The sequence below is a fragment of the Shewanella sp. 10N.286.52.A9 genome (genome assembly GCF_041468985.1).
Taxonomy (GTDB): domain Bacteria; phylum Pseudomonadota; class Gammaproteobacteria; order Enterobacterales; family Shewanellaceae; genus Shewanella; species Shewanella japonica.
Genome location: NZ_JBFRJQ010000002.1, coordinates 235,311 through 250,618, shown reverse-complemented (window position 1 = coordinate 250,618; position 15,308 = coordinate 235,311). Strand labels below are relative to the sequence as shown.

The following is a 15,308-nucleotide window of genomic DNA, read 5'->3' as shown; positions in this document are numbered from 1 at the left end:
AAACAAAATGGCTGAATTAAAAGAAGTTTTGGTTCCTGATATCGGTGGTGATGAAGTTCAGGTTATTGAAGTCTGTGTTGCAGTTGGTGATGAAATCGCTGCAGAAGACTCAATTCTTACGGTTGAAAGCGATAAAGCAACCATGGATATTCCAGCGCCGTTTGCCGGTACTGTAGCCGAGTTAAAAGTGGCTGTAGGCGATACCATCGCTGAAGGTAAGCTGATTGCGATGTTAAATGCAGCTTCTGCGGCGGCTCCTGTTGAAGCGCCACAAGCAGCACCAGCTCCAGTAGCACCAGCGGCTCCTGCTGCACCAATCGTTGAAGCTCCTGCAGCGCCAGCAGCTGGCGGCTCGCAAATCATTGAAGTGGCAGTGCCAGATATTGGTGACGCTGAAAACGTTGATATTATTGAAGTTCTGGTGAGTGTGGGTGAAACCATTGAAGCCGATACCGGCTTAATCACCTTAGAAACTGACAAAGCGACGATGGAGGTGCCTGCACCTTCAGCGGGCGTGGTGAAAGAACTTAAAGTTGCCGTTGGCGATAAAGTGTCTCAAGGCTCATTAGTATTAATGCTTGAAGTAGGCGCATCGGCTCCTGCTGCAACTGAACAAGTTGCCACAGCTCCTGCAGAAGCAACACAAGCTACTGCGCCTGCTGCTAGCACTGTGGAAGTGAAAGAAGTTGCGGTTCCAGATATTGGCGATGCATCGGATGTCGACGTTATTGAAGTTTTGGTTGCCGTTGGTGATGTGCTTGAAGTGGATACGGGGTTAATTACCCTTGAAACGGATAAAGCGACGATGGAAGTGCCTGCACCATTTGCCGGTAAACTTGTAAGCTTAACAGTAAATGTGGGTGATAAAGTTTCTCAAGGTAGCATTATTGCCACTGTCGAAACGACTTCATCTGCAGCCCCTACTCCAAGTGCGCCAGCGCCTGCACCGGCTGCAAGCAAACCAGCTCCTGCAGCGGCACCTGCTCCAGCTAAGGCTGCACCAGTGCCACATCATCCAAGTGCGGGTAATCAACCTAAAACGGGTGTGGTACATGCTTCACCTGCTGTACGCCGCTTAGCGAGAGAGTTTGGCGCCGATTTAACGTTAGTTAAAGGCACCGGACGTAAGGGCCGTATCTTAAAAGAAGATGTACAAGCCTTTATTAAGTATGAGCTAAGTCGCCCTAAAGCATCTGCTGCAACTTCTGTTGCTGGTGGTGCGGGTGGATTGAATGTGATTGCTGCGCCGAAGGTGGACTTCAGTAAGTTTGGTGAAGTTGAAGAAGTGCCGTTAAGTCGTATTCAGAAAATCTCTGGACCTAACTTACATCGCAACTGGGTTACGATTCCACATGTGACGCAATTTGATGAAGCTGATATCACTGAATTAGAAGCATTCCGTAAAGAACAAAATACACTTGCTGCTAAGAAGAAAGCGGATTACAAAATTACGCCGCTTGTCTTTATGATGAAAGCTGTAGCGAAAACATTGGCTGAATTCCCAGTGTTTAACTCAAGCTTAAGTGCTGATGGTGAATCATTAATTCAGAAGAAATATTTCCACATTGGTGTGGCTGTAGATACACCAAACGGATTGATGGTACCAGTTGTTCGCGACGTTGATAAGAAAGGTATCGTTGAGCTATCTCGTGAGTTAATGGACATTTCAGTACGTGCTCGTGACGGGAAGCTTAAGTCAGCGGATATGCAAGGTAGTTGTTTCACTATCTCAAGTTTAGGTGGCATTGGCGGTACCGCATTTACCCCAATTGTTAACTATCCTGATGTGGCTATTTTGGGTGTATCTAAGTCTGAAATGAAGCCTAAATGGAATGGCAGTGATTTTGAGCCTAAATTGATGTTGCCATTATCGTTATCATACGATCACCGTGTGATTGATGGTGCAATGGCTGCGCGCTTTAGCGTCACATTATCTAGCATTCTTAGCGACATCCGTACGTTAATTTTGTAAAGAGAAAGGCTGCTCAATGTGAGCAGCCTTTTTTATCTCGTCACAGGATTGTGATCAGTGTCAAACAAAGGGTAAAATGCGGCCACCTTACAAGATTCAATAATGACCCCATTTTGCAGTTTGGACGGTTTTTCCGCCAACAAGAGAAAAATAGAGGAAAACATGAGTAAAGAAATCAAAACTCAGGTAGTAGTACTTGGTTCAGGCCCTGCAGGCTATTCAGCAGCATTCCGAGCTGCAGATTTAGGTTTAGAAACAGTTATCGTTGAGCGTTTTAGTACGTTAGGTGGTGTTTGTTTGAATGTGGGTTGTATCCCGTCAAAAGCATTACTACATGTCGCTAAAGTGATCGAAGAAGCAAAAGAAGTTGCTCATCACGGTGTTGTATTTGGTGAGCCAACGATTGATTTAGAAAAATTACGCGGCTTTAAAGAAAAAGTAGTGGGTCAATTAACAGGCGGTTTAGGCGGAATGTCTAAAATGCGTAAAGTTAATGTAGTTAATGGCTATGGTAAATTTACTTCATCAAACACCATGGAAGTTCAAGGTGAAGATGGTGTTACAGTGATTAACTTTGAACACGCAATTATTGCTGCTGGTTCACGCCCAATCGAGCTACCGTTCATTCCACATGAAGACCCACGTATCTGGGATTCTACTGATGCACTAGAACTTAAAGAAGTACCAGGTAAATTATTAGTTATGGGTGGCGGTATTATTGGCCTAGAAATGGGTACCGTTTATTCATCAATCGGTAGTGAAATTGATGTGGTTGAAATGTTTGACCAAGTCATTCCTGCTGCTGATAAAGATATCGTTCGTATCTTCACTAAGAAGATCAAGAAGAAATTCAACTTGATGCTTGAAACGAAAGTGACAGCGGTTGAAGCAAAAGAAGACGGTATCTACGTTACTATGGAAGGCAAGAAAGCACCTGCCGAGCCTGTGCGTTATGATGCTGTATTGGTTGCAATTGGTCGTACACCAAATGGTAAATCAATTGATGCTGAAAAAGCTGGCGTAAATGTTGATGAGCGTGGTTTCATCAATGTTGATAAGCAGTTACGTACTAATGTACCTAACATTTTCGCTATTGGTGATATCGTAGGTCAGCCAATGTTGGCTCACAAAGGTGTGCATGAAGGTCATGTGGCTGCTGAAGTTATTTCAGGTCTTAAGCACTTCTTCGACCCTAAAGTGATCCCTTCGATTGCTTATACAGACCCAGAAGTAGCATGGGTTGGTCTTACTGAGAAAGAAGCAAAAGAGCAAGGTGTTGCATACGAAACTGCAAGCTTCCCTTGGGCTGCAAGTGGCCGTGCTATTGCTTCTGACGCAAGTGATGGCATGACTAAGTTAATCTTCGACAAAGAAACTCATCGTGTGATTGGTGGTGCTGTTGTTGGTGTTAATGGTGGTGAATTACTAGGTGAAATTGGCCTAGCAATTGAAATGGGTTGTGATGCTGAAGATTTAGCATTAACTATTCATGCTCACCCAACCTTACATGAGTCTGTCGGTCTTGCTGCCGAAGTTTATGAAGGTTCTATTACTGATTTGCCAAACCCAAAAGCAAAAAAGAAAAAATAACTAGCAACTCATTGTAGCTATTTGTATCAAAGCACCTTACGGGGTGCTTTTTTTTGATCAATTTTTACAATATGGTGATATATTTAAAATGTGTATCAATTGAGTTTTAGATAGTTGTTGGCATGAAGCCAGTTTATATTTTGCAAGGAAACTTCCAACGTTACGAATAAATCATTTTCCAGAGTAATAATTAACAAATGATAAATCGCGTTAAACAGTTTTTAAGTTTCATTTTTCTAACCATTTTATTTTGTAACCAAGCTTCAGCTGTAAATGTTGTCCAGCGACTTTTTAATGCCCAAGATGGGTTAATTAACTATTCGATTAATGATATTACTTTTGATGATTATGGTTATGTCTGGCTTGCAACTCAGCAGGGGTTGTATCGTGTCAGTAGCTCTGCAATTCGCAGAATTGACCAACCTAATAGCGCTGATGCTCTCAGTTATCAAAATATCAAATTACTGATTAAAGTCGGTAAAAATCATTTATTACTCAACAGCAATTTCTCTTTAACCCTTTACGATATTTCGACAAACCAATTCTCTGATCTGCTTATTGATTCACCTGACAGCTTTTATAACGATCCTATTTCAGGTTACACAAGGCTTGCAAACGGAAGTGTGGTGTTATTAACCAATGCTGGGCGAGTATTGCTGCTTGATAACGAGTCTTTACAGCTAACCTTGTTACACTCACTCGATGAAAATGTGGCTTGGAACAGTATTCATCAATGGGCTGATAACACTTTTTTATATTCAAATAGCCTTGCTATTGAACTTAGGGATGCTCAAGGTGCACTGTTATCTCAAATTGATTGGGATATAAAAAATACCTTTATTCGTGGCTTATTTATCGATAGCAAAGATGATATTTGGGTATACAGTAATAAAGGCTTATTCCTTGTCGATATCGATAAAAAAACCATTAACCGCATGGCTATTGCCCCCTTTAATATCCATCAGTTGGTAGAAGATAAGCAAGGTAGTTTATGGATGTCGACGACTTCTGGTCTGTTTTCTTGGCAACCGCATACCGACGAGATTAAATCTTATAAAGAAGAGTTAAAGCGTGATGCTGATATTGATTACATTGACGATGTTGCCGTTGATCAGCATGGACTGATTTGGCTTGGTGGTTCTGGTGAAGGCTTGGCTTTATTAGCGCTAAAACCTGATTTCTTACTGGATTACTTTAACAAGGCCTCTAAATATAAACTCGTCGATGAGATGATATGGAGTGTATTTGCTCAAGACGATAAGTTATGGCTTGGCGGTGATGGTGGATTGAATATTGTCGATAAACAAGCTGTTTCTTCTAGTTTGCATCTCCCAAATGGGTTTCAAGCAAGTGATTCAGTATATAGTCTATCTGAGTTAGAGAACCAATATGTGTCACTCGCGACCACCAATGGCGTGTTTGTGTATGACAAAGATACGAATAACGAAGTCGACTTTTCAACATTTGCTCCTAACAGTGACGGCCTTAGAGGTTCGCAGCTATTCACCTCTTATAACGATCCCCTGATTGATGGGCGAACTTGGTGGGGTACGTTTGATAAAGTCCATTATTGGCAGCCTGGGTTGACTGATATTAAACAAATATCAATATTCAATGAAGGTGAGCGGAATACCCGAACCAGTATTAGCAGCGTTTATCGTGATGATGAAAACACGCTATGGGTCGGGGGAGATAAATATTTAGGTTATTTAACCAATCAGAATCAATTGAACTCGTTATCAGACATTTTGGTGAGAGAATATCCAAATGCTAGTGTGAATAACATCAATCAAGTTGACGATGATACGTTGTGGTTAGGGACTTACCAGGAAGGCTTACTTCGATTTAATACGAAAACCCATGACATTGAATCAATGAACAAATTATGGGGTTTAGACTGCAGTACTGTGTATTTTATCCAGCAAACTGATCGCTATAATCTCATTGGTTGTGAATCGATTTTAATCCGCCACGATCCCCTTAAAGATGTCGTAGACGTTTTCTCTGTGAATGATGGTTTTACAGCTTCAGAGTTTAATGAAGCTGCATCCTTTTATGACCCCAAAGCGGGGTTATATATTGGTAGTCCTGACGGGGCAATGCTGGTGGATGTTGATAAGCTTGAGCACCGAAGTCAAAGCCATGATATTTCATTGGAATCGATCTCAGTTTTTTACGACGATCAAACCGAGCTGTATTTACTGCCAGACTCATTTAACACTGTCAGACCTGATGCCAAACTGATTAGTTTTCAAATGACCACATTTGATTACATCGATACGGCGCCAATTAGTATCAAATATCGTTTAGTGCTGGATGGTTCAGCTAAAAAGCCTAACTATATTCTTCTTGAAGGGCAGACACAGGTCAATATTGCTGACTTAAATGCCGGTGTATATACCTTGGAGTTACTGCATAAACAGCAGGGAATATGGTCGACAGAACCGTTTCAATTCCAATTCAAAGTTAATGAATATTGGTGGGCATCGCAGTGGTTTAAAATGTTGGTGTTATTAATCGTTTTATTAACTGCATTCACATCAGTGGTTTTGCGTCAAAAGCAAGTTAGGCGGGTATTAAAGATTAATACGGCGCTTCGGGAAAGTGAAGACAAACTCCGTCAATCTCTGCGGGGCAGTGATTCTGACTTGTGGGAATGGAACAGCCACTCAAATAGTATTTTATTCGAAAATAAAGCGGGGATTTTAGGCGCTAAATCTCAGTTATCTTATCTCGTACCGGACTTGCCTATTATCGATGAGGATAAAGAAGGTGTAACTCGCCATTGGATGGATTTACTCAAAGGCAAGCAAGACTCGATTGATATTGAGTTTCGATATACCCGAGCCGCCGGCATACTAGGTTGGTTACGTATCCGTGGACGTGCAGTAAAAGTCAATGATGAAACAGGGCAAGTGGAGAAGGTAGCGGGTATTTATACCGAAGTGACAGAGCAGCGAGAACTTCAAAGCGAAATTGATTTACTCGCAAAAGCTTTCGAGAATACCTCCGAAGGAATGTTAATTCTGGATGCTAAAAAGCACATCAAGGTCATTAATGCTGCGGCCAACAATTTAGTAGGCGCTGAAGAAGAGCAATTGATTGGACAGCCTTTTGAGTCACTGCTGCACAAAAGTAACCCTGAAAATGACATAGATGTCTTAAAGCTTGTAGAAGGCATTTGGAATGGCGAATTGACATTTATACGCCAGCCAAATGATAAGTTTCCTGTATGGGCCAATATTTCGGTGATGACTGATAAGCATCAGGTTATTCAGCATTATGTAGTGGTGTTTTCTGATATTACGTTACGTAAGCAAAATGAACTTAACTTACGCAATCTAGCCAATAATGATGTATTAACAGGGCTATCGAACCGTTCCATGTTTAATCGGCAATTAGCACGAATTACTTCAGGCGCTCATAACGCCAATGAACGATTAGCGTTATTGTTTCTTGACTTAGATCGCTTTAAGCACGTGAATGATTCATATGGTCATAGCATGGGGGATGCGTTATTAGTCGAAGCCGCTAAGCGTATTCAACGAAGTGTGGGTAGCGAGCATCTTGTGTGCCGATTTGGTGGTGATGAATTCGTTATTCTATTAAGGCAAGTTGAGTCAATCGACGAGATTAACTTGGTTGCTGAAAAAGTTCTTAAGCAAATTGCGGCACCTTTTAGGTTATTCTCTCGAGAGTTTTTCGTTTCTACTAGTATTGGTATTAGCATGTGGCCTGAAGACACTTTGGACCCTGAAACTCTGATTAAAAATGCTGACTTAGCAATGTATCACGCCAAGGAAGAAGGGCGGGGGAATTTTCAATATTATTCAGCAGAGCGAAACGCAGAAGCGCAATACCATTTATGGATTGAATCGGAGCTCAGAAAAGCCATTGAGAATAACGAACTGCAACTGTATTACCAGCCGCAAATTGATATTTTAAGAGGTGATAAATTTATTGGGATGGAGGCGTTGATCCGTTGGCAACATCCTGAAAAAGGGTTTATTAGACCTGATGTATTTATTAAAGTTGCCGAGTCCTGTGGTTTGATTATTGATATTGACCGTTGGGTGTTACGTCAGGCTTGCACTGATGGCGCTCGCTGGCATGCCTTACATAATGAGCATTTTCAGTTATCGGTTAATGTCTCAGCAGTGCAATTTAGGCAAGTGGATTTCATTGATAGCCTAAAAACAATGTTGGCCGATACTGGCATGCCACCTCAATGCTTAGCTGTTGAAATCACCGAAGGTGTATTAATGAAAGAGTTGCAGGTGGCAAATGCACATTTGGCACAATTAAAAGCGTTAGGGATAGAAGTGGCGATTGATGATTTTGGTACTGGGTATTCATCACTGGCTTATTTACGAAACTTTGAGGTTAATACACTTAAAATTGATCGGTCATTCTTGATTGATATTGTTAATAACGAGGCCGATCAAGCGATTGTGAGTAGTATTATAGAATTAGCTCGTAACCTTAAATTACATGTGGTTGCAGAAGGTATTGAGTCTTACGATCAAATGGAGCAAGTATTCAGCCGTGGCTGTTATATCATTCAAGGTTACTATTTTGCTAAGCCGATGCCACGTGAAGCGTTTGATGCATTTATCGGAATTTCAAAGGCGGACTCATAAACTAGCGAATACATTCCAAATACGATAATGCAAATAAAGGTTAATAAGATGGTTTGAAAGGTTTTATTAATGATGCATTTTCTTTGCTAGAATGGCGCCGATAATAATTTAAAGATAGGGATGCTTTATATGGGTCGTAAGATCGCATTGTTACTGTTGTTAAGTTTAACCACGAGTTTCACTTATGCAAAAGAACGTCCAACAGTAGGACTGGTATTAAGTGGCGGTGGCGCAAAAGGTTCGGCTCATATTGGCATCCTGAAAGTATTAGAGCAAAACCGTATTCCAGTTGATTATGTGACGGGTACCAGTATTGGTTCGTATGTAGGCGGTATGTATGCACTTGGTTATACCGCTGATGAAATAGAAACGATCATGCTGAACTCTCCTTGGGCTGAGGGCTACTCAGATACTATTCCCCGCGAAGATTTAACCTACCGTGATAAACAACATCGAGATAAATTTAATATCCCATTAAATGTGGGCTATAAAGATGGCGGGCTTGCTGCGCCAAGTGGCTTACTTCGAGGCCAAACAATGTCACAGCTACTGCAACATTCAACTGACCTCGTTGAGCAGTTTGGTGATTTCGATGATTTAGCGATCCCCTACCGTGCAGTTGCAACAGATTTATCCACAAGTCACGCCGTTGTATTAGATAAGGGCAGTATTGTAAAAGCCATGCAAGCTTCTGCCACTGTGCCAGGTGCGCTGCAACCAGCAGAAATAGATGGCAAGCTTCTCGTCGACGGCGGGATTTCGAATAATATGCCGATTGATGTGGTTAAAGCCATGGGAGCTGATGTGGTGATCGCTGTTGATATTGGCTCACCATTAGCAACTAAAGAGCAGCTAGATAGCACTATTGCAGTATTGGAACAGCTATCGACGATTCTGACCAAAGCTACCACTGAAGAGCAGAAGACCTATTTAACAGATGGTGACGTGCTCATTCGTCCCGCGATTGACGACATGAGCACTACTGACTTTGAAATCATGCCGCAAGCATTAGAAGCTGGGACTATCGCTGGTAATGCTGCTCTGCCTATGTTGGCTCACTTGAGTATCAGTGAAGCTGATTATCAAGCTTATCAAGATAAAAAAAGACGAGCCAAGCTGGTGTTTGTGAATCAAGTCAACCGTCCTTCCACCAAGATTGTTTTCGACAATAACTCTAAAGTTAGTGAGCGCTTATTACGAGAAGAGTTAGGTCTAAAAGAAGGCGAGGTGATCACTAAAGAAGAGTTAAATGCTGCAATCAAACGACTATATTCGCTTAATAAATTTGAACGTGTCGATGCAGAATTTGAAGATACTGAAGAAGGCCGTGTTTTAACCGTCAGTACCCATGCAAAATCTTGGGGACCTAATTATTTTGATGTCGGCTTTAATTGGGAAGATGACTTTACTTTAGATTCGGCGATTACCTTGAGCTTGGCTTACACCATGGGAGAACTTACCGATAATGGTGGCGAATGGCGAAACGAGATGCAACTTGGATTTGAAAAACGAATTAGTACTGAGTTTTACCAGCCTTTCTCAAAAGACCAAGATTTTTATGGCCGAGCGCTTTATGAGTATGAGATTAAAGACTGGGACTTTTATGATGGCAATGATCGTTTATATGAGCTTAAAAATTCGTTAAATCAATTCTCTATGGGTGTTGGTTATAACTACTCTCACGCTGGTTTGATTGAGATTGGTGCTGTAGGTGAACTAGGGACACTATCTAATCGTGCCGTTTCCGAAATTGACTTGGATTATGATTCAGTCGGTGGGTACTTTTTGATGACGTACGATACATTAAATAGCATCAGCTTCCCTACTGAAGGTCAACGCTTAACCTTTAAAGCGGCAGTGCGTGATGAAAAATACTCAGGTGCCGTGGTCAATGACTCAGATCAACTGGCTTGGCAATTTGAAGCAGATTGGAAAGGGGCATTAAATCTAGGTAACCATGCCATTGTAGGTAAAGCGGCAATCACTACAGTGGATGTTGACCGTGATTTCACCATTCATGTTGCTGAATTAGGTGGCTTCTTGAATTTATCGGGTTATCACAAAGGTGCTCTTGCTGGACCTCACAAAGCATTTGGCGCACTAATTTATCAGTATGATCTTGGTCGAGATGTTTTATTATCGGATGTGCCACTCTACTTGGGTGCCAGTATTGAGGCTGGTAACGTGTGGCTACTAAAGGATGACATTGATTTAGATGACTTGATATATGCGAGTAGTCTTTATTTAGGTACAGATACTAGCTGGGGGCCGGCAGCATTAGGCTTTGGCTTTACTGATACTGGCGAGCAAGCTTTTTACTTATTCATTGGTAAAAACTTCTAATTTAAGTCTTTGTTCGAATAGACTTGGTGATATAAAGGGCTGCGGGTGCAGCCCTTCTTATATCGCTTTTGTTGCTTAGTTAGATTCTGGTCGTGGTATCTAGCACGTCAGCTAATTGGCCTAAGTGCTCGAGCTGTTGATGCGCAATAACCCAACGTGATTGCTCAGCGAATTCAGGAGCAGGAATCGCCACCGTTTGCATTGTCGCTGCTCTTGCTGCAATTAAGCCATTAAATGAATCCTCAATGGCTAGGCAATGTGCAGGATTTACCTTTAATGCATTGGCGCAATTCAAATAGACTTCTGGATGCGGCTTTCCGTATTGAAGATTTTCAGCAGATGCAATTGCTTCAAAATACGATCTTATCCCTAGTTTTGCCATGACTGAGTCAATGAGATCTGTTGATGAAGAGGTCGCTAGTCCAATTTTAAGCTGCTTTTGCTGGCATAGTTTCAGTGCATCGATAACGCCGCGCATTGGAGCACCTTCAGTTTCAATAAACGTGACGACTTTATCGATAATCTGCTGCGCGACAGCACGGTTATCATAGTTATCCCATGGGTATCGCTGGTACCAATAGGCAACCAATAAGTCGATCCGTAAGCCTGTGGTAACTTCGGCATCTTTCATGGTGATGGGCACACCGAGTTGATTGAGCACTTCGACCTCAGCTTTTTGCCAAGCTGGCTCGGTATCAATAATCACGCCGTCCATATCAAATATGACCGCTTCTATAGTGGTTAATGACATATTACTCCCTTACTTAGTTTGAATAGCTAGTCAATAAAGTTGAATAAACAGTGTTTTAGGCATGTATTAGGTGGTGCTGTTCAAAGACTATGCAGAATAGCGAAAAAAAAAGCAAAATTTCATCTAAGTTATACGATTGATTTATAGGACTGAATTAAATTGTGGTGTCAGGTTAATTTACTGAAATTAAAGTGTTTATTTAATGTTTTAAACTATTGTCTAATTTTATTTGTTTAAAGCAGAAGTTAAATTATACTGCGAGCTCAATATTAGTATCGATTTCGTCTCCATTAGAGTGTGATCTAATTCATACTTTTGCAAACCTGTAGTATACTACGGGTCGGATTTCAAGCCCGAACCTGTGGAATGGTCATTTTTTCTATTAAATGATGTTCAGTTTCGCTGTTAGGCGCAAAACAAAGAGGAATGTTGCCGTGCTAGAAGCATATCGTAAACACGTCGCAGAACGTGCTGCAGAGGGTGTTGTCCCTAAGCCATTAGATGCACAACAAGTGGCTGAATTAGTGAAGTTAGTTGAAACTCCGCCTGCTGGTGAAGAGGCCGTGATTCTAGATCTATTAGAAAATCGTATTCCCCCTGGTGTTGATGAAGCTGCGTACGTAAAAGCGGCATTCTTAGATGCAGTTGCCAAAGGCACTGTTTCGTCACCAATCCTATCAACTGAGCGTGCTACTGAACTACTTGGTACTATGCAAGGTGGTTACAACATTGAGCCGTTAATCGCTCAATTAGATAATGATGCACTTGCTCCGATCGCAGTCACTGCATTATCAAATACACTATTAATGTTTGATGCCTACCATGATGTGGTAGAAAAAATGCAAGCAGGTAATGACTTTGCTAAGCAAGTTGTTAACTCTTGGGCTAATGCTGAGTGGTTCCTAAACCGTCCTAAATTAGCAGAAAAAGTGACCTTGACTGTATTTAAAGTGTCAGGTGAGACAAACACAGATGACTTGTCTCCAGCTCCTGATGCATGGTCTCGTCCTGATATCCCATTGCACGCATTAGCCATGCTGAAAAATGCCCGTGACGGCATTGTGCCTGATGAAGCTGGCGTTGTTGGCCCAATCAAAGAAATCGAAGCACTTAAAGGCAAAGGTCATCCACTGGTTTATGTTGGTGACGTTGTTGGTACTGGTTCTTCTCGAAAATCAGCGACTAACTCAGTGCTATGGTTCATGGGTGACGATATCCCTTATGTACCTAATAAGCGCGCTGGTGGTTTCTGTTTAGGTGGTAAAATTGCGCCAATCTTCTTCAACACGATGGAAGATGCAGGCGCATTACCAATTGAGCTAGACGTAGAAAAAATGAACATGGGCGATGTTATTGATATCTACCCATATGAAGGCGTAGTTAAGCGTGCTGGCACTGATGAAGTGATTTCAACGTTTGAACTTAAAACTGAAGTACTGCTAGATGAAGTACGTGCTGGTGGCCGTATTCCATTAATCATTGGTCGTGGTTTAACAGACCGTGCACGTGAAACGCTAGGTCTTAGTGCTTCAGATGTATTCGTACGTCCACAAGACGTTGAAGCATCAAGTAAAGGCTTCACACTGGCGCAAAAAATGGTCGGTAAAGCTTGTGGTGTAACAGGTATTCGTCCAGGTCAGTATTGTGAACCTAAAATGACATCTGTTGGTTCGCAAGATACCACTGGCCCAATGACACGTGATGAGCTAAAAGATTTAGCATGTTTGGGCTTCAGTGCAGACCTAACGATGCAGTCATTCTGTCATACTGCCGCTTATCCGAAGCCTGTTGATGTGAATACGCATCAAACATTACCAGATTTCATCATGAACCGTGGTGGTGTTTCACTTCGTCCAGGTGACGGTGTTATTCATTCATGGTTAAACCGTATGCTTCTGCCGGATACTGTTGGTACTGGTGGTGACTCTCATACGCGTTTCCCTATTGGTATTTCATTCCCTGCAGGTTCTGGTCTTGTTGCATTTGCTGCAGCAACTGGTGTTATGCCATTGGATATGCCTGAGTCAATTTTGGTTCGTTTTAAAGGTGAAATGCAACCAGGTATCACATTACGTGATCTTGTACATGCTATCCCACATAAAGCTATCGAAATGGGTCTATTAACGGTAGAGAAGAAAGGTAAGATTAACGCTTTCTCTGGCCGTGTTCTTGAAATTGAAGGACTAGAGCACCTTAAAGTTGAGCAAGCATTCGAGTTATCTGATGCATCTGCTGAGCGAAGTGCTGCTGGTTGTACAATCAAGTTAGACAAAGAGCCAATCATTGAATACTTGAACTCTAACATCGTGATGTTGAAGTGGATGATCTCTGAAGGTTATGGCGATCGTCGTACTATTGAGCGTCGTATTAAAGGCATGGAAGAGTTTATTGCTAATCCAGAGCTAATGAGCGCAGATAGTGATGCTGAATACGCTGAAGTTATCGAAATTGATTTAGCTGATATCAAAGAGCCAATCCTTTGTGCGCCGAACGATCCAGATGATGCAGTGTTATTATCATCAGTTGTTGATACTAAAATTGACGAAGTCTTTGTCGGTTCTTGTATGACCAACATCGGTCACTTCCGTGCAACAGGTAAAATGCTTGATAAGTTTGCTAAGACTTTACCAACACGTTTGTGGATTGCTCCACCAACGAAAATGGATAAAGACCAGCTAACAGAAGAAGGCTATTATGCAATCTTTGGACGTGTCGGTGCACGCATCGAGATCCCAGGTTGTTCACTGTGTATGGGTAACCAAGCACGTGTTGCTGAGAATTCAACAGTCGTATCAACATCGACACGTAACTTCCCTAACCGTCTAGGTACTGGCGCAAACGTTTACTTAGCATCTGCTGAGTTAGCTGCCGTAGCTGCACTATTAGGTCGTTTACCATCTCCAGCAGAATATCAAGAATATGCGAAAGAGTTAGATGCAACAGCAGCTGACACTTACCGCTACTTGAACTTCGATGAGATTGAGTCTTACACCAAGAAAGCTGATAGTGTAATTTTCCAATCAGCAGTGTAGCCTTTGATAAGATGGTTACGTTTTAAAAGCGTAAACTGAAAAATGCCAGCTAATTAGCTGGCATTTTTGTGTCTGGAGTTTGTCTGGATAAAAGTCGCGGCACTTCATCCATACCTGAGTCAAAAGGAGGCGTTTATTCTTCTTAACAAACCCACATCGCCCAGTGCTATTCTATAAAGTGAATGATCGCTAACGGCCGGTTCATCTATAGACTGACTTCAATTGATATTTGGCTAAATAATTAGCTTACTTCGACAATTAGGGATTAATTGGGATTCTACAATCTTAATCCAAACGAAGGTTGGAGCGCTAACAACAAGTTTCCCTTAACAGCCAAAAATCACTTCTCGCTGTGCTCACAAGCATCACTGCGACAAAGAGAGTAATTACGCCAATGTGCACAAACCAGAATGATGGTTGATGCAATTGTCATTAGCTTTTCTCCAGTCTCACCAAATAAATCATGTCCATAAATTGCGGTCACTCCTAGCGCTATCATTCCAGAAAATGCTAACACTAAAACGGTAGGATCTTTGTGTCGTGTACAGCCAAGAAAGACTGCGATACTACTTGTCGGGATAATAACCCACACCATGAGAATATGATAAAAGTGATCGCTTACAGGTAGGGACAACATCGTTGGAAACAGTATTAATAATAATGGACCCGCGATACAGTGAAGTGCGCACAACGCTGAGACTGAAATAGCAAGGCGATCTAATAGTATTTGGGCGGGCTTATTCATGTTGATACTCAAGTGATTAATTGGTTAGGTATGGTAATGATATGTTATATCATAAAAGATCGTTAATCTATCATTGGCATCATGAGTATTCAATAAGTTATCGTTAATATACGTATGATTTACATATTGAGTCTTGGGTTTAAGGTTAAACTCATGGTACTAAGCGATGGTATTAAGCGATGGTATTAAGCGATGGTATTAAGCGATGGTACTAAACGATGGTAAAAAGTAATGG

Annotated in this window: 7 protein-coding genes; 5 read left to right on the top strand and 2 right to left on the bottom strand. The window is 41.7% G+C overall.

Going from position 1 to position 15,308, the window contains the following annotated elements:
- Positions 1 to 7 precede the first annotated feature (7 nt).
- From aceF to AB4128_RS02055, 4 genes are all read left to right on the top strand, one after another.
- Complete coding sequence (gene aceF, locus AB4128_RS02070; RefSeq protein WP_372036581.1) at positions 8 to 1,972, top strand: dihydrolipoyllysine-residue acetyltransferase; 1,965 nt, start codon at positions 8 to 10, stop codon at positions 1,970 to 1,972.
- A gap of 162 nt (positions 1,973 to 2,134) precedes the next feature.
- Positions 2,135 to 3,562 (top strand): dihydrolipoyl dehydrogenase, encoded by a 1,428-nt coding sequence (gene lpdA / locus AB4128_RS02065; RefSeq protein ID WP_055022941.1) that lies wholly within the window; start codon positions 2,135 to 2,137, stop codon positions 3,560 to 3,562.
- A gap of 197 nt (positions 3,563 to 3,759) precedes the next feature.
- A complete protein-coding gene (locus AB4128_RS02060; RefSeq protein WP_372036580.1) occupies positions 3,760 to 8,202 on the top strand; it encodes an EAL domain-containing protein in 4,443 nt (1,480 codons plus the stop codon).
- Positions 8,203 to 8,331: 129 nt separating this feature from the next.
- A complete protein-coding gene (locus AB4128_RS02055) occupies positions 8,332 to 10,545 on the top strand; it encodes a patatin-like phospholipase family protein (RefSeq protein WP_080914724.1) in 2,214 nt (737 codons plus the stop codon).
- A 79-nt stretch (positions 10,546 to 10,624) separates the two neighbouring features.
- On the opposite strand, the gene hxpB is transcribed toward AB4128_RS02055, so the two are convergent.
- Positions 10,625 to 11,296 (bottom strand): hexitol phosphatase HxpB, encoded by a 672-nt coding sequence (gene hxpB, locus AB4128_RS02050; RefSeq protein WP_055022938.1) that lies wholly within the window; start codon positions 11,294 to 11,296, stop codon positions 10,625 to 10,627.
- 434 nt (positions 11,297 to 11,730) lie between these two features.
- On the opposite strand from hxpB, the gene acnB reads away from it, so the two are divergent.
- On the top strand, positions 11,731 to 14,328 hold the full coding sequence (gene acnB, locus AB4128_RS02045) for a bifunctional aconitate hydratase 2/2-methylisocitrate dehydratase (RefSeq protein WP_372036577.1): 2,598 nt from the start codon (positions 11,731 to 11,733) through the stop codon (positions 14,326 to 14,328).
- Between the two features lie 340 nt (positions 14,329 to 14,668).
- Here acnB and AB4128_RS02040 read toward each other — a convergent pair whose 3' ends face one another.
- Entirely contained in the window at positions 14,669 to 15,073 is a 405-nt protein-coding gene (locus AB4128_RS02040; protein WP_055022936.1) for a MerC domain-containing protein, read from the bottom strand.
- Between the last annotated feature and the right edge of the window lie 235 nt (positions 15,074 to 15,308).

What these genes read in the sequence shown, in the direction of transcription:
- aceF (WP_372036581.1), top strand. Translation starts at nt 8, where the DNA reads ATGGCTGAATTAAAAGAAGTTTTGGTTCCTGATATCGGTGGTGATGAA.
- lpdA (WP_055022941.1), top strand. Translation starts at nt 2,135, where the DNA reads ATGAGTAAAGAAATCAAAACTCAGGTAGTAGTACTTGGTTCAGGCCCT.
- AB4128_RS02060 (WP_372036580.1), top strand. Translation starts at nt 3,760, where the DNA reads ATGATAAATCGCGTTAAACAGTTTTTAAGTTTCATTTTTCTAACCATT.
- AB4128_RS02055 (WP_080914724.1), top strand. Translation starts at nt 8,332, where the DNA reads ATGGGTCGTAAGATCGCATTGTTACTGTTGTTAAGTTTAACCACGAGT.
- hxpB (WP_055022938.1), bottom strand. Translation starts at nt 11,296, where the DNA reads ATGTCATTAACCACTATAGAAGCGGTCATATTTGATATGGACGGCGTG.
- AB4128_RS02040 (WP_055022936.1), bottom strand. Translation starts at nt 15,073, where the DNA reads ATGAATAAGCCCGCCCAAATACTATTAGATCGCCTTGCTATTTCAGTC.